Source organism: Colwellia polaris, from assembly GCF_002104515.1.
GTDB lineage: Bacteria > Pseudomonadota > Gammaproteobacteria > Enterobacterales > Alteromonadaceae > Cognaticolwellia > Cognaticolwellia polaris.
In genome coordinates this window covers 16,756-37,764 of sequence record NZ_NBOE01000018.1, presented here as the reverse complement: position 1 = coordinate 37,764, position 21,009 = coordinate 16,756, and the positions used below count along the sequence as shown (strand labels likewise).

The 21,009-nt window shown below is 37.5% G+C and carries 16 protein-coding genes and 1 pseudogene; 10 read left to right on the top strand and 7 right to left on the bottom strand.

The annotated features are described in order from the left end of the window. Nucleotide 1: 1 nt before the first annotated feature. Nucleotides 2-967 (top strand): alpha/beta hydrolase, encoded by a 966-nt coding sequence (locus tag B6A32_RS18565; protein ID WP_085306417.1) that lies wholly within the window; start codon nucleotides 2-4, stop codon nucleotides 965-967. A 203-nt stretch (nucleotides 968-1,170) separates the two neighbouring features. Here the strand turns inward: B6A32_RS18565 and B6A32_RS18560 are convergent, their stop codons facing one another. Then, nucleotides 1,171-1,953, bottom strand: coding sequence for a 3-hydroxybutyrate dehydrogenase (locus B6A32_RS18560; protein ID WP_085306416.1), 783 nt, complete (start codon nucleotides 1,951-1,953; stop codon nucleotides 1,171-1,173). A 127-nt stretch (nucleotides 1,954-2,080) separates the two neighbouring features. Beyond that, on the bottom strand, nucleotides 2,081-2,809 hold the full coding sequence (locus B6A32_RS18555; RefSeq protein ID WP_085306415.1) for an SIMPL domain-containing protein: 729 nt from the start codon (nucleotides 2,807-2,809) through the stop codon (nucleotides 2,081-2,083). A gap of 410 nt (nucleotides 2,810-3,219) precedes the next feature. On the opposite strand from B6A32_RS18555, the gene B6A32_RS18550 reads away from it, so the two are divergent. The 4 genes from B6A32_RS18550 to B6A32_RS18535 all read left to right on the top strand — a co-directional run bounded on the left by B6A32_RS18550 (nucleotide 3,220) and on the right by B6A32_RS18535 (nucleotide 8,409). Further along, a complete protein-coding gene (locus B6A32_RS18550) occupies nucleotides 3,220-4,035 on the top strand; it encodes a mechanosensitive ion channel family protein (RefSeq protein ID WP_085306414.1) in 816 nt (271 codons plus the stop codon). 139 nt (nucleotides 4,036-4,174) lie between these two features. Beyond that, nucleotides 4,175-5,356, top strand: coding sequence for a serine hydrolase domain-containing protein (locus B6A32_RS18545; RefSeq protein WP_085306413.1), 1,182 nt, complete (start codon nucleotides 4,175-4,177; stop codon nucleotides 5,354-5,356). Between the two features lie 256 nt (nucleotides 5,357-5,612). Then, nucleotides 5,613-7,820 carry a marine proteobacterial sortase target protein gene (locus B6A32_RS18540; RefSeq protein ID WP_085306412.1) on the top strand — a complete coding sequence of 736 codons (2,208 nt, stop codon included), beginning with the start codon at nucleotides 5,613-5,615 and terminating at the stop codon, nucleotides 7,818-7,820. A gap of 1 nt (nucleotide 7,821) precedes the next feature. Then, nucleotides 7,822-8,409, top strand: coding sequence for a class GN sortase (locus B6A32_RS18535; protein ID WP_085306411.1), 588 nt, complete (start codon nucleotides 7,822-7,824; stop codon nucleotides 8,407-8,409). A gap of 316 nt (nucleotides 8,410-8,725) precedes the next feature. Here the strand turns inward: B6A32_RS18535 and B6A32_RS18530 are convergent, their stop codons facing one another. Next, nucleotides 8,726-9,661 carry a 2-hydroxyacid dehydrogenase gene (locus B6A32_RS18530; RefSeq protein ID WP_085306410.1) on the bottom strand — a complete coding sequence of 312 codons (936 nt, stop codon included), beginning with the start codon at nucleotides 9,659-9,661 and terminating at the stop codon, nucleotides 8,726-8,728. A gap of 142 nt (nucleotides 9,662-9,803) precedes the next feature. Between B6A32_RS18530 and B6A32_RS18525 the strand changes: the two genes are divergently transcribed. Beyond that, nucleotides 9,804-10,670, top strand: coding sequence for a PA4780 family RIO1-like protein kinase (locus B6A32_RS18525; protein WP_085306409.1), 867 nt, complete (start codon nucleotides 9,804-9,806; stop codon nucleotides 10,668-10,670). Between the two features lie 145 nt (nucleotides 10,671-10,815). On the opposite strand, the gene B6A32_RS18520 is transcribed toward B6A32_RS18525, so the two are convergent. The 3 genes and pseudogenes from B6A32_RS18520 to B6A32_RS18510 form a co-directional block, all read right to left on the bottom strand. After that, nucleotides 10,816-11,802: a YeiH family protein gene (locus tag B6A32_RS18520; RefSeq protein ID WP_085306408.1), complete on the bottom strand. Its 987-nt coding sequence runs from the start codon at nucleotides 11,800-11,802 to the stop codon at nucleotides 10,816-10,818. Between the two features lie 178 nt (nucleotides 11,803-11,980). Next, a complete protein-coding gene (locus B6A32_RS18515) occupies nucleotides 11,981-12,430 on the bottom strand; it encodes a hypothetical protein (RefSeq protein WP_085306407.1) in 450 nt (149 codons plus the stop codon). Between the two features lie 304 nt (nucleotides 12,431-12,734). Continuing rightward, nucleotides 12,735-13,184, bottom strand: a pseudogene (locus B6A32_RS18510) (DUF1456 family protein); the annotation flags it as partial. Nucleotides 13,185-13,516: 332 nt separating this feature from the next. Here B6A32_RS18510 and mfd point away from each other — a divergent pair. The 4 genes from mfd to B6A32_RS18490 all read left to right on the top strand — a co-directional run bounded on the left by mfd (nucleotide 13,517) and on the right by B6A32_RS18490 (nucleotide 19,940). Beyond that, nucleotides 13,517-17,026, top strand: coding sequence for a transcription-repair coupling factor (mfd, locus tag B6A32_RS18505; protein ID WP_085306405.1), 3,510 nt, complete (start codon nucleotides 13,517-13,519; stop codon nucleotides 17,024-17,026). A gap of 113 nt (nucleotides 17,027-17,139) precedes the next feature. After that, entirely contained in the window at nucleotides 17,140-18,741 is a 1,602-nt protein-coding gene (locus tag B6A32_RS18500) for a CsiV family protein (protein ID WP_085306404.1), read from the top strand. Nucleotides 18,742-18,780: 39 nt separating this feature from the next. Beyond that, nucleotides 18,781-19,071 (top strand): DUF1244 domain-containing protein, encoded by a 291-nt coding sequence (locus B6A32_RS18495; protein ID WP_085306403.1) that lies wholly within the window; start codon nucleotides 18,781-18,783, stop codon nucleotides 19,069-19,071. 86 nt (nucleotides 19,072-19,157) lie between these two features. Next, a complete protein-coding gene (locus B6A32_RS18490) occupies nucleotides 19,158-19,940 on the top strand; it encodes a substrate-binding periplasmic protein (RefSeq protein WP_085306402.1) in 783 nt (260 codons plus the stop codon). Between the two features lie 256 nt (nucleotides 19,941-20,196). On the opposite strand, the gene B6A32_RS18485 is transcribed toward B6A32_RS18490, so the two are convergent. Then, nucleotides 20,197-20,472 (bottom strand): hypothetical protein, encoded by a 276-nt coding sequence (locus B6A32_RS18485; protein ID WP_085306401.1) that lies wholly within the window; start codon nucleotides 20,470-20,472, stop codon nucleotides 20,197-20,199. Nucleotides 20,473-21,009: the final 537 nt, after the last annotated feature.

The window sequence follows — 21,009 nt, the reverse complement described above, 5'->3', positions numbered from 1 at the left end:
CATGCGAGGTATAGTTTCAGACAATTTAAAGCCATTACTTAAGCAAGTAAATCAAGGCATTGAACAAGCAAAAGCAAGTGGTGCCGCATTTGAACCGGCTATTATTAGGCAGAACTTAGAAAATCTAACCGCATATATGATCCCAGGCCCTGAAGTGCCTTTAATAAAAAATACTTTTATTAAAGCCGGAGATCATAGTGTGGCGGTACGTATATATCATCCAAATCCAGAAAAAGCCTTACCAGTTTTATTACATTTTCATGGTGGTGGCCACATGTGTGGCAGTATTGAATTGTATGACCCTATAAGTCGCGAGCTAGCCATTGCGGCTAATGCAATTGTTATTTGTATTGATTACCGCTTAGCTCCTGAGCATCCATATCCCTGTGGAATAGACGACTGCCAGTTCCTTTTGGAAAATTATCAAGACCTACTCCAAGGTTATAAATTCAACCAACAACTTTATCTTGCGGGTGATAGCGCTGGTGGTGCAATTTGTACAAGCTTAGTTGCTAACAATATTAATAACTCTAAAATAAGTATTGATAAGCAGATATTGCTTTACCCCAGTGTTGATTACACCATGAGCTGTCCGTCAATTACCGAAAATGGCGAAGGTTTTTTGCTAGAAGCCGACAAAGTACGTTGGTACTTTCAGCAATATTTTCAGCTTGATAATATAGAATTAGAGACAAATGAAGCTACAGCATCATTAATAAAAAATGCATCGCCACTACTGGGCGCGTTTACGCATAAAATGCCAAAAACCTTAGTGATAACCGCAGGCTGTGATCCCTTACGAGATGAAGGTTGCTTATATGCTGACAAAGCTCAACAAGCGGGTGTAAGTGTTGAGCATTATCAATTTGATGAATTAATTCACGCTTACATGCTGCTTTCTAAATTGGTCCCTGAGCAATATCATCAAACTTATTTGATGATTAAAAAGTTTATTGAAGCTAAATAAGAACAACTTTAACAGCCTTATTTAAGACAATATATTCAGTACATTTAACTAATATATAAGCTAGCTGAAAAATATCCGCAGCAAATCCACTAACGTCCTATTTTACTAACTTCCTATTTTACTAACTTCCTATGGGCTCCTCATTTAACCGAGACAGCCCTTTTTTTTACTTTTTAAAATGTCAAAACTCATTCAGAAAATAACTATTGTGCAGTCCAGGCACCATCCATAGGCAATGCAGATCCGGTAATGCTTCTTGCGCTTTCACTGCAAAGAAATAAAATAAATTCACCTATTTGCTCTGGTGCCATCATCTCAGGTAAAGGTTGTTTTGCCGTTACCAGTTTGTATTTTGCATCATCAAAACTAATGTCTTGTTTTTCAGCTATAGCTGAAATTTGATTGTTTATTAGCGGCGTATCAACCCAGCCAGGACAAATAGCATTTACCGTAACACCATGCTCTGCGCATTCTAACGCTAGCACCTTTGTTAAGCCCACTAAGCCATGTTTTGCTGCACAATATGCCGACTTATTTACTGAGCCCACAAGACCATGAACGGAAGCAACATTAATAATTCTGCCCCAATTGTTATGTTTCATTTTCGGTAAAGCATATTGAATGGCATGAAACGCGGCTGACAAATTAATCGCTAGAATTGCATTCCACTTTTCTAACGGAAAATTTTCAGCCGACTCAGTGTGTTGTATGCCAGCATTATTAATTAAAATATCAACACTGCCCATTTGCTCAATAGCGTGTTGTATTAATCGCTCAATACTTTCAACTTTCATTAAATCGGCATCGTCAAAAATGGCTTTAATACCATATTGAGCAGAAAATTCAGCCGCTAATTCTTCACCTTCATCAATTGACATTAAGCCATGTAAAACCAAGTTAATTCCCTGCGCGGCTAGCACATGGGCCGTAGCTAAGCCGATACCGCTAGTTGAGCCGGTAATCAGGGCAACTTTTTCGTTAAGCATAAGGTTTCCTTATTATATATTGGTAATATAAATTTATGCTCAAGATTAACTTATTTCGGCCTGTTAATATTTGGTCCCTTAGTACCATGTGAGTTAGCAATAATATTATTGTTGCTGAAGTATGACTTTATAATTCAAGATCAAAGACCACATCAATGGTTGCTGAAAAAACAATATTTTCTTGAAGATAACGGCCAGGTTTTGCGGCGCTATCAGCCATACTTGATCTCATTTTATAACCTTCATTATTCGCACCGTATCTATGATAGCTTTGATTTGAACTGGCATTAATACTATAAATTGCGCCTAATTCCGCATCAAAAGCATTAGCTAACGATTTACCTTTGCTTTTAGCGTTACTAACAGCAAGTGCATTAACTTCTTGCTGTAATTGCTTCTGATTTGACGACGTTAACTCTATATTTCGAATCGCATTAATTTTTACCGAGAGTACAAAGTCCATAAAGGCGTTTAGTTTATCAATATTATTTAGCGTTACTTTTAGTGTTCTTCGAGCAATGTAACCTTCAATAGTATCTTGCTCACCACGGTTATAACTGCGGCGTATTTCTGTTGAAATATTAGACGCCGATACATTATCTTCATTAATATCAAAATCGACTAAACCATCCAGTAAATTATTCACTCGCAGGTCCACTTCTTTTTTTGCCTCTAAACTGGTTTTTTGTTCACTTTCAACATTTAAATGTAGCACGGCTATATCTGGCATTGTCATTAACTCAGCCGTGCCGGTAACTGAGATATGCCGGTGAGTTGGCAAACTATTATTAGCAAATGTAAAAGAGCAAAAACTTAGTAGTAATGTCACCAACAATGTAGAAGTAGAAAATTTCATAAAATATCCTTTTGAAAATTAAATGATAATACGCCATCAACAGCGTTATTATTAAATTAAACAAGCGATTTAATCACACTATCGTAAAAAATTAAGACGACTTTTAAACGGCGACTTTTGTGATAAATTAATCACTATAGATGATTAATACTTTAAACCTTAGCTCAAAATACATACCACAGACTACAGGCCTTAATCGCCAAATATTGCGTGATTAATTGTAACTTAACATCAGTTTACTTAGTGTAGGCTGAATCTTAGCTGAACGAATGCCGTACTGGTTTTATCGGCGAATAGTTATAATCAAAAATTAAAGTCATATTTCACTCGATTTGTCGCTTTAAATCCATTATGGTGCCACTTTTATCGCACTAAAGTACGTTCTTAATGTATTAACTTATAGGTAACTCATGCTGCAAAATCTTCTAGAAAACAAATCTATAGTTACTATTGTTTTAATTGTTACTATCATTACCTTCAAGTTAGTTATTACCCGCTTTATAAAACGTCGTGCAAAAAAGAAAAAAATCGACAAACGCTTCACCGTTAACTTTTTAAATAATATTTTTAACTTTGGTCTGATCGTCGTCTTGTTTAATATTTGGTCAGTTGAAATACAAATGTTCGCCTTTTCAATTGCCGCTTTTGTTGTCGCTATAGTGTTGGCAACAAGAGAGTTTATTCAATGCTTTATTGGTTTTATTTATATTGTATCTAACCGCCCATTCAGAGTCGGCGATTGGATCCAAGTGGGTAATTATTGTGGTGAGGTAAACTCTATTAATTGGATTAACTTAACCTTATTAGAAGTGAATGTAAGCAATTATCAATTTACAGGTAAAACACTTTATTTACCGAACAATCAATTAATTACTACCCCTATAAAAAACTTAAACTTTCTTAAGCGCTATGCAGTACACCATTTTACCTTGACCCGCGATGGCAGCGTAAACCCGTTTGACTTTATTGATGCACTAAAAGAAAAGGCCAATAGTTATTGTGCTGATTTTAATGATGTTGCCGCGAGATATAACCAAGTCATTGAGCATAGATTAGATATAACCATAGCTGGGCCTGAGCCACACATTGAAGTTGCTACGTCAGAGCTTGGCGATACACAAATTATCTTCACCATTTTTTGCCCAACAGAGCGAGTAATGGAGATTGAAAACAAGCTAACAGCAGATTTTATGAATTTCTGGTTCAGTGCTAAGCAACACAAATAAATAAGTTCACCTTCACTATCAAGCTTTTAACCTGACTTATTCAAGTTAAAGCTTGTAAATCTTTCATACGAGTTAATTTTACTTTTTATTTACAAATTAACTCGTTAGAATTAAATGTTTCTCAAAATTGGTTGCTTACATGCTTTTTCGCTTTCTCTCGGTTATTTTTATCCTGTGCTCTATCTCCAACGTAAATGCCGCTCAATATAATAGTTTTAAGAAAAAGCTTTCAAACAGTATTAACACTGAATTAAATAAATTCAGTGTTCCTGGTGCTGCTTATGTTGTTGTTAAAGGTGATAAAGTTATTGCCATTGAGAGTTTTGGTTACACCGATAAAACGAATAAACAAAAAATAAACGAAAACACGGTGTTTCGTCTCGCTTCTGTTTCAAAGCCTTTCGCAGCGACCATTGCGACTATGTTATCGCAAGAAAAAAAGCTTAATTTATCTGATCCTATTACAAAGTTTTTGCCTAATTTCGCACTGGCAAGTAAAGGTGCAGCAGAAAAAATTCAATTAACACACTTACTCAGCCATTCAACGGGTTTAATGCCAAATGCCTACGACAATTTACTCCATGAAAACTGGAGTATGGCAAAAATAATTAGTCGTTTTGACCGTGTTACGCCTATTTGTCAGCCGGCTAAATGTTACGGTTACCAAAATATTGCTTACGGATTTTTGCAACCGGCTATAGAGGCCGTTACTAAGCGAAGTTATGCAAGTTTGCTGCAAGAGCGAGTGTTTACTCCATTAAAAATGGATAATGCTTCAGTCGGTATTGATGTGTTTTTAACTAAAAATAATACTGCACAACCGCATATTTTAAGAAAAAGAGTAAAAACGGGTAAAAAAACTCGAGCAGGAAAAGACATTAGGCGCTATGTTTGGCGTACAGTAAATGTAGAGCCCGACTATTATAAAGTTGCGCCAGCCGCTGGGGTAAATGCTAGCATCACAGATTTATCGAAATGGTTAATAGCCAACTTGGGTAATAACCCTGAAGTGCTTTCACCTGCCCTGCTTTCTGAGCTCACCACACCAAGAATAAAAACCAAGAAAGACTTACGCCGTCGATATTGGCGAGAACACCTCACCGATGCTCACTACGGCTATGGCTGGCGAATTTATCAGTTTGCAGGTCACCCAATAATTTATCACTCAGGTTGGGTTGCTGGTTATCGTGCTGATATAGGCTACTCACCAACACTTGATATAGGTTTTGCCATTTTAATCAATGCAGAATCGAATGTTATCAATAAAATATCGAGCGATTTTTGGACTCAGGCGCAACAAGTTTTTGACAATGTAGATTAATCGCTAAAGTCTTAAAATTTTATATGTAAGAGATACTTATAACTTACTCTTACTGCTTTGTTGACTTTAGTTTTCATAAAAACTTACCCCTGCTAACAATGTAAAATGTACCTTGGCAGCTGAACGCAATAACTTATTCTTGCGCTCCAAAGCCATAATTTTGCCACAATTGCTCACCACTTTGCCTCAATGTTAACGCCCCGCATCCTTTTTGTTTTGTTGAAATAGCCCTAATAACTCAATATTGGAGCTTCAAGTGTTTAACTCAAATAAAAATTTAAGGCTAATCGATTATCAACATTCATACTTTTATCAACAAAAGCGCAAAAAACAACGCCGAAAATGGCTTAAATTTATCATTCTATTTTTGCTAGTAACAAGTGTTATTGCTGTTATTGTACCTTTTGCTCGAGCAGCTACATTTAATCAAGAATTACCAGCGAAAATGTCGTCGGTTACCGAAAACCCTTTAATTCAGGGGCCTCAATTGTTATTTAGTCACCCTGACAAACGCCAGCGCGCAACATTACCGGTAGATATTACTGCGAATATCGAGGTTAATGGTTTGGTGGCTTATGCACGAATAAAGCAAGTATTTATCAACCCTTATAACAGTTCGGTTTCGGGTGAATATCAATTCCCGTTACCTGAAAGCTCTGCCATAAAACACTTAACGATCAAGATGGCTGACCAAGTTATCATTGGCCAAATTATGGAAAAACAAGCGGCGAAGGCCGTTTATCAGCAGGCAAAAAAACAAGGAAAAAAAGCGAGTTTAGTACAGCAACAAAAGCCAAATTTGTTCACTAACAACATTGCCAATATTCCGCCTTTATCAAAAGTAGAGGTAACGTTAGAGTTTATTATGCCGGTTAACATTACTAAAAATAGTTTGAGTGAAAGTGTTTTTAATTTGCGCTTACCTGTAGCAATCACCACTCGCTATCAAAGCATTTATGATCAAAAAACATTTGATAAGCCTAACTCAGAAGCCCTCTTTCATAACGCTAAAGAGGCTTTAAAGCGCATTGAATATAACTCAGAAGTATTGCCCAAAGCGATAGCAGATAACCATACTGCGATTAGTATTTCGCTTAATGCTGGAGCTAGCATTCGCACGATTAAAAGTGCTAGCCATAACATACAAACACAAGCGCTTGATAACCAAGAATCCCAGTACTTAATTACCCTGCAAAAACAACAAACAACGGCTAAACAGGATTTTGAAATCAGTTGGCAGCTTAAAGCGAGCTATGAACCTCAAGTAAGTAGTTTTACTGAGCAAATAGGTGATGAATACTTTACTTTATTAACCTTTTTTCCGCCAGAAAGTGAGCAGGTGTCAACGTTATCGCGAGATATTATCTTCATTATTGACACTTCAGGCTCTATGCAGGGAAGCGCCATAGCACAAGCTAAAGCGAGCCTTCAACAAGCTATTTTAAACTTAAGCTCAGAAGACAGTTTTAATATTATCGCCTTCGACGATAACGTATCGCTATTATTTACCAAAACCCAAATGGCTACTAATCACAACATAGCGCAAGCACAGCAATTTATTAATCATTTACAAGCTGATGGCGGTACTGAAATGTATCGCCCTTTAAGTCAGGCACTGGTTATGGCAAAAGATCAACAGCAAACCGCAAAAGCCATTCGACAAGTTATTTTTATTACTGATGGCGCAGTGGCTAATGAGTTCGAATTAATGCAGTTACTTGAAGGTGCTCAAGCCAACTTTCGCTTATTTACAGTGGGTATTGGCGCAGCTCCTAATGGTTATTTTATGAAAAAAGCAGCGCAATTCGGTCGTGGCAGTTATGTTTTTATTAATAATAGCGAGGATGTGCAAAAACAAATGACTGCCTTAATGAGCAAAATAAACCATCCGGCGATAACCAATATTTCATTGATTTTTGATAATCTAGTTCATCAAGAAACTGAGGTTTTTCCGAAAAAAATTACCGATTTATACATGGGAGAGCCTTTACAAATAACCGTAAAATCTAAACTCCCCATTACCAGCATGCAAGCTATGGGTGATAGCGCACAAAGCCCTTGGTACCAGCAAGTAATAGTTGATGACAATCAATCATCGAAAGGTATATCAACACTTTGGGCCCGTAGAAAAATTGAAAACTTGTTAGACAGCTTGGTTACTGGTGCTGATAAAGCGCAAGTAAAAGCAGACGTTATTTCTACTTCAATTGCCCATCAAACCCTATCGCCATACACCAGTTTTATTGCCGTAGAAATGCCAGCGGAGTTACTTCCTATAACGGCAAAAAATAGTGCAAAAAATAACGCGATAAAAGCTAAGTACCAAATGAATACATTAGCAAAAGCCCATGAAAACTTAATGGTGGCAATGCCCAGAACAGCACTGGGTTGGCATCAACAGTTAGTTATCGGATTGATATTAATGTTATCAGCACCTTTATTGTTACGTATTTGGTCTAAATAACATGACTAACGTCACTAAACTTTTTCAAAAATTAGTCGTTTTAGCCTTAGTGATTATTGGAGGCGTTATGTCTATTCAAGCCAGTTGGCTGCCAACTAAAGCCTGGCTGTCGCAACAATTAATTAATTACAGTTGGCAGCAATCAATAACAGCACCAAAACCTTTGGTAGCAATTAAACCTTGGCCTTGGGCTGATACATACCCTATTGCTGAACTGATATTTCAACGTTTAGATAAAAGTATTGTGGTGTTAAATGGCGGCGACCCAACCACATTAGCGTTCTCAGCTGGTGCCGTTGCGCCATTTAACCAACCTAAAGCAACAAACCCTTTTGTGGTGGCAGGTCATAGAGATAGTCACTTTGCTTTTTTAGAGGATATTGCCATGAAAGATGTTATTTCATTAGTTGACGGGCAAGGAAAAACCCAACTATATCAAGTAAAAAATATTGACATAGTCGATGCCACAACAGGTCAACTGCCGTTAATCGCTGATGAACAAACATTAGTATTAATTACATGCTACCCCTTTAACCAACTAGGCAACGACTCAAACGAACGTTATGTTATTACAGCAAAACCCTTATGAAGTTTTAAGTTCGAAGCTGTCAGTAAGAAGCTTTAAGTTTATAGCTGTCAGCTGTCAGTAAAAAGCTTTAAGTTCAGAGCTGTCAGTAAAAAGCTTTAAGTTTATAGCTGTCAGCTGTCAGTAAATAGCTTTAAGTTTAGAGCTGTCAGTAAATAGCTTTAAGCTTAGAGCTGTCAGCTGTCAGCTGTCAGCTGTCAGTAAGAGACTAACAACCTACAACCTACAACCTACAACTTACAACTTACAACTGATAGCTGATAGCTGATAGCTGATAGCTGATAGCTTAAAGCTGATAGCTTAAAGCTGATAGCTGCCCTTAATACCCTATAAGTTTATTAACTGTGGTAGGTAGCTGTCCGGTTGTGCGGTAAGTTGTTATGTTTTTTGCGACAATGTCACTGGCACTATTGAGGTTTGTTGGCGCTGAAATATGTGGCAAAACAGTTATATCTGGGTGTTGCCACAGTTCGCTTTCTGCGTTTAGAGGTTCATGTTCAAATACGTCGAGTACGGCGTGGTTAAGATGATTGCTATCTAAAGCTGCTAGTAAATCGCTGGTGTTAATAATGCCACCACGTGCAAAATTAATAATGGCGCTACCTGTGGGTAGTTGATTTAATAAACTTTTATTAATAATCCCTTTCGTGATTGAAGTTAACGGCAGCAAGCACACTAGAATATCACTTTGCGCGACCATTTCAGCTAAGCCGCTATCGCCACTAAAACAGCTAATGTTTTCAATAGCTTTTTCAGTTCGGCTCCAGCCCATAACATTAAAACCATTAATTTGTAGCTGTTTTGCACTAACTTGCCCAAGTTCTCCTAAACCCAGAATACCAATACGTCGCTTACTCGCTGGCACTAGTTGATGTTGCTGCCATTGTTTTTTTCTTTGCTGCTTGGCATAGCGCGGCATCTCTCGGTGTAAATATAAGCTCCATGCTAACACCGCTTCTGCCATGGTTTGGCTAAGCGTTGGGTCCATTAATCGTACAACGTCAATTGATGAGTTAGCCAGTGAAAGCATTAAATGCTCAACGCCAGCCCAAACACTGTGCACCCAAATTAAACTTTTAAGTTCAGCCAATTCATCAATATTTGGGTTAGCGACAATGGCTAATTCAATACCCGCTTTATCACTAGATTTAAGCTCAGAAAACGACACAACATTTTCATTCGGCAAGCGTTGATTAAGCGCTGCTAACCACCTGACTTCTTCATCTTTAGGTAACTGATTTATAAATGGGATCATAAGGCGTTGTGTTAATGTAAAATAGATTTGATTATACTACCCCAAGTTAATACGTAAACCAGACAATGTTTTAATCTATTGATAAATAAAAAGTTATAATTTTGTTCTATCTTCCAACGCCCAACTAAGGTATAACGGCGCTATGAAAGTACCTAAACGCATACAGCCACTTGTAAATGATGGCCTAATAGACGAAGTAATAAGCCAATTAATGAGTGGAAAAGAAGCCACTGTTTATATGGTGCGTTGCGGCGATGATATTCGCTGTGCGAAAGTTTACAAAGAAGCCATTAAGCGCAGCTTTAAAAAAGCAGCACAATATCAAGAAGGCAGAAAAAGTCGCAACAGTCGTCGTGCTAGAGCAATGGAAAAAGGCTCTAAATATGGCCGTGATCAACAAGAATCCGCTTGGCAAAATGCTGAAGTTGACGCGCTATATCAACTAGCAGAAGCTGGCGTGCGCGTACCTCAACCTTTTGGTTGCTTCGACGGCGTATTATTAATGGAACTTGTTACCACCGACGATGGCGATGTTGCACCACGCTTAAATGATGTAGTTATGCCAGCAGAGCAAGCTGAAGAAGATCACACCCTAGTTATGCATTACGTTAAATTAATGCTTTGTGCTGGGGTTATTCATGGCGATTTATCAGAGTTTAACGTTTTAGTAGATGACTACGGCCCGGTTATTATTGATTTGCCGCAGGCAGTTGATGCTTCTGCTAACAATAACGCCAAGTCAATGTTAATGCGTGATGTTACTAATATGACTAACTACTATGGTCAATTTAGTCCGGCATTAAAGCAAAGTAAATATGGCCAAGAAATGTGGGCATTATTCGAATCAGGTGAGTTAACACCAGAAACCCCGCTAACCGGCTTGTTTGAAGAAGATACTGGCGCTGCAGATGTTGATACCGTGCTTGAAGAAATTAAAGCGGCATTTGAGGAAGAAGAAGCGCGCATTGAACGTATTAAAGATGCAAATGCTGTTGATAGTGAATTTTAAGTAAAGCCATAGTTAGGCCGCTATGCAATTAAAATTGTCGATTAAATTTGTGCGCATAAACCACACCTCGTATGCGCACTTTTTGCTTCATTGCTCGCAGTTATATTCGCTACGACCTACCATAAAAAAGCTTTATAAAGCCTTATTAATAAAAAAAGATAATGCCCAAAATAACCAATCCAGCCAAAAATACGCTCTCACTCGCCATTAATAATACCGGTCGCCAACCAACAGATAACACTTGTTTTAACGATGTTCTAACACCAATCGCTGCAATGGCAATAACCAGTAAGCTACTCGACAAGCTTCGAATAATGTCAATTAACCACATAGGTAACACACCAACATTTTTTAACAATGCCAACACGAAAAACATAACTAAAAAACCCGGTATAAAAGCGCTAACACCAGCCGACATTTTGCTGTTTTTCTCTTTAAAGGCAAAAAATACCATCATTACAATTGGCATTAACAGCGCGACCCTAAGTAGTTTAATGTAAGTGGCAACATCGCCCGCTTCTGGAGAAATAGTATAACCAGCACCAACAACTTGAGCGACATCATGAATAGCGCCACCAATAAAAACCCCAGCAAGCTCGTCTGAAAAGCCCAAATAGCTCGCCACTATAGGGTAAAAAACCATCGCTAAAGTGCTGAAAGTGGTAATACCTATCACCGTAAAGGCAAAGTATTTCTCTTGTGATTTATCGTTTGGTAATACAGTAGAGATTGCCGCTGCTGCTGAGACGCCACATACTGCAACTGCCCCACCCGACAACACACCAAATACTTTCGATAAGCCTAAAGTACGCGCAAACAACACACCAAAAATAATCGTTAAAAACATACTTCCCATCACGATCAAAGGTGGTGTTATCCCCAGTGAAACAATATCAGAAAAAGCAATACGCACGCCGAGCAAACCAACACATAAGCGTAATAACTCTCGCGAACAAAAATTAACACCACGTTGAAGGCTTGAGTGACTATAAAAGGAATGTAGGCTCAAACCTATTAACAAAGCAAATAGAATAATGGGCGCTTGATAGCGTGTAGCAATAATAGCGGCGATAACCGCGATAGCTGCACATAAGGTAACACCGGGTAATTTAGCTTTAATTTTAGTGAGCATTGTTCGTATAACCGCAGGGTTTTATTACTATAAATTAATCAAGAAAGTGTATCACTAAGCAAGACCTTATTAACTATTTTCAATTGCTAAAAATTGTTAACAACAGCGATTAATAAACAAAAAGCCTGCAATTGCAGGCTTTCAGAATAAACGTGTTATCGAATTAAATGGAGAAGTATTAGCTAAACCAGTTATTGTTACGACCTTTAATCGAAAATGCGACTAACAAGAAAGCGATAATGATTACCATAAGTGGCATTACCGTGCCGCCTGGACCATAAACCTCATAAGAGTTACTAATGAAAAATGAATGAAACATTTGCACTAATACCGCCACTAATGAAACGACAAATAAGGGATAACAAATACGCTTTCTCATTAATAACGCAATACTCCCTATAGCTCCCGCAAATACAGCAACAGTAAAAGCAATAGTTGCCCATATTGGCACTGCGCTATAAAGTGCTTGCTCTGCTTGAGGTAGTTCGGCTATCGCTTCTGAAGTCATCGTTATATGACCAAAAAATGCCATAACGCCAAGTAAGTTCCAAACAAGTGCTAAAATAGCGACTAATGTAAACCAACGAGGTAAGCCATTTAGGTGTGCAGTTTGTGTATTTTCTGACATAGGTAGTTCCTTATTTTTATAATAATATAGAATCTATTTATTGCTGATGTATTTTTACATTTTGAGCAAAAAAGTCAGTGTTAACAAGTAACTATTCGCCCCAAATATCTTTCGGTTTAAGTTTTAACACTTTACGTTCGCCAGGCTTGCGTTCAACTTTTGTTTTATTCGGATTAACATAAATTTTGCTCGCATTAGCTTTAGCCGAATTATAATTTTTATTTGCTAACACTTTTTCTAAATTATCTTTTGTTTCTTCGACAACCGGCTTGTTTACTTGCACTTTAGCGCGACGTTGTACATGAAACTTTTTATCAATACCTTGTAAAAAGTTACGTAAAACTTGATCTTTACATTCGCGATAATTTTTATGATCTGGCTTGCGAGAGAAAGCGCTTAATTCTGGTTTATTTAAACGAAAGTTTGCTAATGCCAACATTTCAATAATATCTTCTGCTTTTAAATTAAAAGCAATTTTAAGCTTAGTAAGAATAATATTATTATTTAAGCGTTTTTCAGCTTTTGCTGGCTCGCCTTCTTTTTTGCCACGACGTTCATTAATAAAGCCATTTAAAAAAGCCGCAAAAGTGGTATCAGGGCAATTTACATAAGCCGGATCTTCTTCTTTTTTTAACCAGTTACTTATTTGCTCGCGCGTTACTGTTAGGTCGCCCGAAGCAAAAATAGCTATAACCTTTTGATCATTAAAATTAAAAGTGTATCGTAAGCGGCGTAAAACATCGTTATTAGTCAAAAATTTTCTCCAAGGGCCAACGGTTTTCGCTGGATATTATTACTGATATTAAACGTAAACTTAATAACATGCAGTAACATGTAATGATTTAATTGTGCGCTATTATACACGCTTTAAATAACCAGATCTTTACCCGTATGTGCTATTTATCCTAAAAGCGGCAAAGCATTAAATTTAGCGGTTAAAGTTCAGCTAAAACTCATGTTAAGATATGGAAAATTTGAGCATATGACATACGAGTACAATGTATAAAATATTGCTTGAATCAAAATCATCAATGAGTAAGTTTTCCAAGTTCACCTTTTTAAAACGCAATTAAGTTACGAGTAATCATGAGTAAAAACGTTAGTATTTTCAGTCCTGTATTAGCTAAAAGCCGCGGAAAAAATGCCGATAAAAAGGTTTGGCAAAACCTGCCTGGTAGTAGTGCCACTGTTGCTATTTTTCATGGTGCGTTAACTACGCAACAGCCAATACTTTTATTAACTCATGATACGCCTTCGGCTTTGCGTTTAGAGCAAGAACTTGCCAGCTTAAATAAACAAGAAAAACTGCCTATTTGCTTATTTCCAGATTGGGAAACACTGCCTTACGACACGTTTTCACCACACCAAGATATTATTTCTCAACGTTTAGCGACCTTATATCAATTATCTCGTATGGATAAAGGCATTGTTATTGTGCCTATTTCCACCTTGATTCAACGTTTAGCACCCAAGCAATATATTGAAGCAAACAGCTTAATCATCAAAAAAGGTGATAAAAAAGATTTACACCAACTAAGACAAAACCTAGAAGCGAGCGGATACCGCAGTGTTGACCAAGTAATGGAACACGGTGAGTTTTCTGCTCGTGGCGCTATTCTTGATATATTCCCTATGGGCAGCAACACTCCGTTCAGATTAGATTTTTTTGATGATGAAATTGACGAAATCCGTTTGTTCGACCCAGAAAACCAACGTTCTAGCGATAAAGTTGACGGTATAAATTTACTACCTGCACATGAGTTTCCAACAGATAATGACGGCACTAACTTATTTCGCAGCCAATACCGTGAACAATTCACTAGCACCATAGATAAAGAATCTATATATCATCAGGTTAGTAACGGTATTATGCCCGCTGGTATCGAATATTACTTACCGTTATTTTTTGAACAAACCAACACCTTATGCGACTACTTAACTGATAACACCTTAATTATTATCAGTGGCGATATTGATAAATCGTTAAGCCATTATTGGAGCGATATTAATTATCGTTATGAAGATCGCCGCTATGATCCCACTCGGCCATTACTGCCGCCTGAACAATTATTTTTAAACAGTGAAGAGCTCTACAGCGCTTTAAAACCCTTTGATCGCATTAATTTAAAGCCTGAGATTAATGAAGAAGAAGTCAAGCTATCTCAAGTACAGTTTGATGTACATCAGCTACCTGACTTAACTATTGATCATAAATTAAAGCAGCCCTTTGAACTGCTGAACAACTTTATTACTAGTAAAGAAACGCCAAATAAACTGTTATTTGTCGCTGAAAGCCAAGGCCGACGTGAAAGTGTATTAGAGCTACTTGAGCGTAATAAAATAAAACCCAATATATTTAAAACCATTGAAGACTTTGTTAACAGTGACGCACCTTTGGGTATCACCGTTAATGCCTTAAGTGCCGGTTTTATTTTCCAAGCCAAAGGCAGTGCAAAAAAGAATGCCATAGCATTAATCACCGAAGCTGAATTACTAGGCGATAGAGTTCGCCAAACTCGTCGTCGCAATAAACAACAAGAGATTCAAAACGACGCGATATTTAAAAACTTAGCTGAGCTGAGCATTGGCCAACCTGTTGTACATATTGAACATGGTATTGGTCGATACATGGGCTTACAAACCATAGAAAACAGCGGTATTACTACAGAGTTTTTAGTGCTGAGTTATGCAAAAGAAGCCAAACTCTATGTTCCTGTTGCTTCACTACATTTAATCAGTCGCTACTCAGGCGCCGATGCTGAACACGCCCCATTGCACAAGTTGGGTAACGATACGTGGAGTAAAGCCAAACAAAAAGCCGCCGAAAAAGTACGTGATGTTGCTGCTGAGTTACTCGATATTTATGCCAAGCGTGCCAGCAATCATGGTTATAGCTTCAAACGCGATAAAGAAGACTATCAAGCTTTTGCTGACAGCTTTGGCTTTGAAGAAACCTTCGACCAAAAACAAGCCATTAATGCCGTGATAAGCGACATGCTATCGCCAAAAGCTATGGACAGATTAGTGTGTGGTGATGTTGGCTTTGGTAAAACAGAAGTGGCCATGCGTGCGGCATTTGTTGCGGTAAATGACGGTAAACAAGTGGCGATATTAGTGCCAACGACCCTACTTGCTCAACAACATTACGAAAGCTTCCGTGACCGTTTTGCTAACTGGCCAATAAGCATAGAAGTGTTATCACGCTTTAAAACCACCAAAGAACAAAATGCGGTAATTAAAGAGGTTGAGTCGGGGCAAATCGACATATTAATTGGTACCCATAAGCTATTACAAAATAGCATAAAATATAAAGACTTAGGCTTACTCATTGTTGATGAAGAACACAGGTTTGGCGTTAAACAAAAAGAGAAAATAAAGCAACTACGCGCCAACGTTGATATTTTAACCTTAACCGCAACGCCTATTCCGCGAACCTTAAATATGGCTATGGGTGGCATGCGTGATTTGTCGATTATCGCAACACCACCAGCAAAACGTTTAGCGGTTAAAACCTTTGTTCGCCAACGTGACGACGCCCTAATTCGTGAATCAATATTGCGTGAAGTTTTACGTGGTGGACAAGTTTACTTTTTGCATAACAATGTCGACACCATAGATAAAACAGCCGCCGATATTCAAAAATTATTACCTGAAGCAAAAATTATTACCGCACATGGGCAAATGCGCGAGCGTGAACTTGAACGGGTTATGAGCGACTTTTATCATCAACGCTACAATGTTTTAGTCTGTACTACGATCATAGAAACCGGTATTGATGTTCCCAGTGCTAACACCATCATTATGGACCGTGCTGATAATCTTGGTTTAGCACAACTACATCAATTACGTGGTCGTGTCGGTCGTTCGCATCATCAAGCTTATGCTTATTTATTAACACCTCACGAAAAACGCTTAACCAAAGACGCCAAAAAACGCCTCGAAGCCATCGCATCCCTTGAAGACCTAGGCGCCGGATTTACTTTGGCTACTCACGATTTAGAAATACGTGGCGCAGGTGAATTACTTGGCGAAGACCAAAGTGGCTCGATGAGCCAAGTGGGCTTTACGCTGTATATGGAAATGCTAGATGCTGCTGTTGAAGCGCTTAAAGATGGCAAATCGTTAACGCTTGATCAAGTCACTAAAACACAAACTGAAGTCGATTTACGAGTACCTGCTCTGCTTCCCGAAGACTATATATTCGATGTTAGCCTCCGACTAAGCTTATACAAACGTATTGCCAGTTGTAAAAACAAGCAAGCGCTTGACGATGTACAAGTTGAACTGATTGACCGTTTTGGCCTATTGCCACAAGCTACAAAGAACTTAGTGCATATTGCTAAACTAAAACTTAAAGCTCAAAAGATTGGTATTACTCGCATAGATGCCGGTCCTGCAGGAGGTTCATTTGAATTTGGCCCAGACACCAAAGTTGATCACATGTTTATTCTTGGCTTAATTCAGCAGCAACCAAAAATTTACACCATGGACGGCGCAAATAAGCTCAAATTCAAAGTACCGAGTGAAGATGCTAAAGCCCGTTTTATTTTAATCACTACTATGTTGAACGAGTTGGCGAACCATTTACGCCCTTAGCTACTAAGCAAACACTTTATTACACATATAAAACAGATAACTAATTGATAATTTAAGTATTGAATAACTTTTTGCTATTATCTCTTGGTAAATAACCATTAACTGGATACTGAATGAAATTAACACAACTATTTTTATGTTCTGCCTCGTTAGCATTACCGCTAACGTTAAATGCAGCAACGCAAAAAAGTGACGACAGATGGTTTGATGTCGAAATTATTCTTTTTAGTCAATTAGATGATAAAAGTCAGTCGAAAGAAAGTTTTCCAGAGCTTAGTGAACTGCCCACACACCGCCGTGTAGAAGATTTATTGCGCCAGTACTTAAATCCAGATATTCGCAGCTTAAAGCAATTGCTACCTCGCTGTGACGCCATACAAAATCATAATAACTTAGTACAAAAGCAGGCAAAGCTGCCTGAAATATTTGAAATAAAATCGTTAGCACAACTTGAAGAATTAGTAGCCGAAAGCATGGCAATTAACGACGCAAACCAAGCTTTGGGAGCAAGTGAAAGCGAACTAAATAACGCTTTAGTATCAACCAAGCAAAGCGTATCAGAAACTATTGTAGTACCAGAGCAATTAACTGAACCGAATAACAACACAAAATACTCTACCACTGACAGTAATGCTGCCCTATTAAACGCTGACTCAAACCTAAATGCAGCTCAAGGTAGTTCATTGGGTGAACATGATATAGAGCCTTCTCAAGCGTTAACAGCTGCAGAACGTGAAAATATTCAAGCATTATTATTAGCTGCTGAAAATGCATTTCAAGCACCAAAGTTTGAATATTCAATGATCGTTGAACCTAATATATTATGTAAAATGGATGAATCAACATTTGCTGACTATCAAGCCAATAACCCAAGCTTCGATTACTATGGTTTTAGCGTCGATAAAGTGCCATTGTTAATTGATGGGAAAGAAGAAGTTTCTAATAACCATACTCATTTGCTCAGCAAAGAATCTTTGCAGCTTGGCGATATAATCAAAGACTTAAGATATAGCAAAAACTTTCGTCCTATGCTGCATATGGGCTGGCGACAAGTTGCTAGACCAGAAAAAGAATCGATACCGGTTAAAGTTTATGCTGGCGACAATTTTTTTGCCGATCACACCAAGCAATTAGCCCGCTACAATCAACAGAAAAATCTCTACATAGCCGAAGCGAAAGATGCGGATAATGAGCAAAGTATTATGAGCATTGAAACCATGCATGAACAGGCTGATAATAATCAAAATGCACAATTACAAGCAGCTAAAGCATTGCGAATTCAAGAGATTATTACCCAATTACCCAAGGTTAATGATAATACAGAAGCGTTATTAACTTCGCTTGAGTCACAAGACTTATCCCTTAATTTTGAAAATCAAAACCCATTAATAACAACACCACCTAAAGTGCCTGTTCAACCCTGGTTTATCGACGGTTTTTTTAATATTCATTTACAGCATTATTTATTTATAACCGCCGACTTTAATATTTTAGATAAAAATTTAAGCGAAATCGCTACGGCTCGGTTAACCGATACTTCATCAATTACTGCCCCTTCGGTAACAAAAACAGCTAAACCGATTCAGGCAAAAGCCATTAGGTTTAAACAAAATCGTCGTGTTATAAGCGGTGAAGTACATTATTTCGATCACCCTTACATGGGGATGATTGTTCAAATAAGACCTTATACAAAACCAGAGCCTGAAGATAATTAATTATCATTGGGCTGATTTTAAATAAAAATAGAGAACAAAATGGATAAAGAAGTTGAAATTCAAGCAGCGGTTTTTCGTCGCTTACTTGCACATTTAGATAACCGTAAAGACGTGCAAAATATCGAATTAATGAATCTTGCTGGCTTTTGCCGCAACTGTTTTTCTAAATGGACCGTAGCTGAGGCTGAAAAGCTAGGTGTTAATGTTGATATTGATACTGCCCGTGAACAAGTTTACGGTATGCCTTATAGCGAATGGAAAGAAAAACACCAATTGCCTGCAACTGAGGAACAGCTTGCAAAATTTAACCAGTTAAACTCGAAAAAATAACAGTTAAAATTTTGGGCAATAATTGCTTTAATTGTTATGATTAAGGCAATAGTTGCTGCTATAAACGTTATAGGGACATTCCATTTATGAAACACCAATCTACTTTAGTCATGTTTTCTTTAATGTTTACGTTAATGCTGACTTCTAGTAACTCTTTTGCCGATAAACCACTGCTTAAAACCTCTTATTATAGTCAAAATGTTGCCCCGCAATTATTTTATGACGATATGGGCCGCCCAACCAGTGGTATTCTTTTTGATATTACCCATGCGATAGCGAAGCAGCTAGATATGGAGCTAGAGATGCTGCCTATTCCGCGCAAGAGAATAGAAATGTCTTTAGAAACCAACTTAGTTGATATGAATTGCGTTGCTAACCCCAAGTGGTATAAATCGATGTATATAAAGTGGAGTGATGATCTTTATAGCAACCCAGATATTTTGATTAATCGCGAAGGTATAAAAACCTTGGATGCTTTATCTGATTATAAAAACCTTCGAATTGGCACTACACTAGGTTACATATATCCAGAGATTGTGGGTTATATTAAAGACAAAAACATACTTCCTGTTATCAGTACAACGCCTTCAGAAAGCTATGAAAAATATCGTAAAAACAAAGTATCAGGTTTTGTTAGTGCATCAATAGAGGCATCTTATTTTTATAAAAAAACGGAAGATGAAGTTATTCATATGAATGACAACAAAATACATTGTGCGCTTTCTCCAAGTCTGAGTAATTCAACCATTAATAATATCAATACTGCGATACATAAGTTGAAAGATTCTGGTGAAATAGAGGAAATTCTTGAGAGATATAAAAAGGTACCCGGTTCAAACTTTCAAACTGTTCAAGCTTATAGTGACTAAATAACCTGAACTCTGGAAAAGCAGCACTTGCTCAATATTCCCTTTTAAGCCATTTTCTGCGTTAAAACGTCGATAAATAGCGCGCTATTCATAAACGTTTTGCCTTGGAAATGGCATAAAATGAAGCATTGATGATATCTATTCGTGATGTTCACCTGACTATAGCATTTACTTTATTACCTAAGCTTTTGGTTCACTTGAGTTTCAAGCACTCATTATCCAGAGTTCAGGTTAAATACTTATTTCAGCTTTGTCGTTAAATTTTTACGCTAATTTTCTGATTATTTGCTCTGCGATCTTTTCTATCACGAGATTCTAACCAGCGACCTCTATTAACGGATTTCTCTCGGCGTTCTTCTCCTGTGCGCCGCTCCGTTTCAACCACTTCTTTCTGCTCAGGTTTATCCTTAACCGACTGCGGGGTTGATGGCTTGCTTTTATCATTGCGCGCCTTTTTCTGTTTACTATCTTTTGCCGTTGCTTCAGGTTTAGTGGTGAAGCTAGCGGGAAGTAATTCAGTAAATACGTCCATTTTAATGCACTTTTGCCTTTTATAAATTGAATGGTATTAAGTGTAGATGATTAATTTATCGGCAATTCATAAGAAAAGTTTACTTTTATCACAAAAAAAAAGATCTTTGTACAAGTACTACCGAGCAATACCCAAGCCTAGTTATTACGAAAGGTATACCAGCAGAACAATGCAAGAGTATTTTACCGTACATTAAAATATTGTTGTTATTAGGAATCGGGCTGGGATTTAACACAATATAGACATTGCGTTGTTCGAACATGTATAGCTGTCAGAATATCAATCGGTTTGGTATAAAATGTTATTTGTTTATATAAAACAAAAACAAAATACCATTCAACTAATAAAGTAATTGAGTGATTTCAGCAAGCTGGACTGGCTTCGGTTGAATTGGAATTATTTTTAATTTGTTATTCAAGTTGTTATTTAAGTTGTTTTAAGCAAAAGCCAAACTTAGCAAAAAATTCTATAGTAGAGCTAGCTTTATATAAAACCTATTTATGTAAAGCCTATTGGTATAAAGCCTAAATAGATATT

What these genes read in the sequence shown, in the direction of transcription:
- B6A32_RS18525 (WP_085306409.1), top strand. Translation starts at nt 9,804, where the DNA reads ATGAAAGTACCTAAACGCATACAGCCACTTGTAAATGATGGCCTAATA.
- B6A32_RS18550 (WP_085306414.1), top strand. Translation starts at nt 3,220, where the DNA reads ATGCTGCAAAATCTTCTAGAAAACAAATCTATAGTTACTATTGTTTTA.
- B6A32_RS18560 (WP_085306416.1), bottom strand. Translation starts at nt 1,953, where the DNA reads ATGCTTAACGAAAAAGTTGCCCTGATTACCGGCTCAACTAGCGGTATC.
- B6A32_RS18500 (WP_085306404.1), top strand. Translation starts at nt 17,140, where the DNA reads ATGAAATTAACACAACTATTTTTATGTTCTGCCTCGTTAGCATTACCG.
- B6A32_RS18490 (WP_085306402.1), top strand. Translation starts at nt 19,158, where the DNA reads ATGAAACACCAATCTACTTTAGTCATGTTTTCTTTAATGTTTACGTTA.
- mfd (WP_085306405.1), top strand. Translation starts at nt 13,517, where the DNA reads ATGAGTAAAAACGTTAGTATTTTCAGTCCTGTATTAGCTAAAAGCCGC.
- B6A32_RS18535 (WP_085306411.1), top strand. Translation starts at nt 7,822, where the DNA reads ATGACTAACGTCACTAAACTTTTTCAAAAATTAGTCGTTTTAGCCTTA.
- B6A32_RS18545 (WP_085306413.1), top strand. Translation starts at nt 4,175, where the DNA reads ATGCTTTTTCGCTTTCTCTCGGTTATTTTTATCCTGTGCTCTATCTCC.
- B6A32_RS18495 (WP_085306403.1), top strand. Translation starts at nt 18,781, where the DNA reads ATGGATAAAGAAGTTGAAATTCAAGCAGCGGTTTTTCGTCGCTTACTT.
- B6A32_RS18530 (WP_085306410.1), bottom strand. Translation starts at nt 9,661, where the DNA reads ATGATCCCATTTATAAATCAGTTACCTAAAGATGAAGAAGTCAGGTGG.
- B6A32_RS18565 (WP_085306417.1), top strand. Translation starts at nt 2, where the DNA reads ATGCGAGGTATAGTTTCAGACAATTTAAAGCCATTACTTAAGCAAGTA.
- B6A32_RS18485 (WP_085306401.1), bottom strand. Translation starts at nt 20,472, where the DNA reads ATGGACGTATTTACTGAATTACTTCCCGCTAGCTTCACCACTAAACCT.
- B6A32_RS18520 (WP_085306408.1), bottom strand. Translation starts at nt 11,802, where the DNA reads ATGCTCACTAAAATTAAAGCTAAATTACCCGGTGTTACCTTATGTGCA.
- B6A32_RS18555 (WP_085306415.1), bottom strand. Translation starts at nt 2,809, where the DNA reads ATGAAATTTTCTACTTCTACATTGTTGGTGACATTACTACTAAGTTTT.
- B6A32_RS18515 (WP_085306407.1), bottom strand. Translation starts at nt 12,430, where the DNA reads ATGTCAGAAAATACACAAACTGCACACCTAAATGGCTTACCTCGTTGG.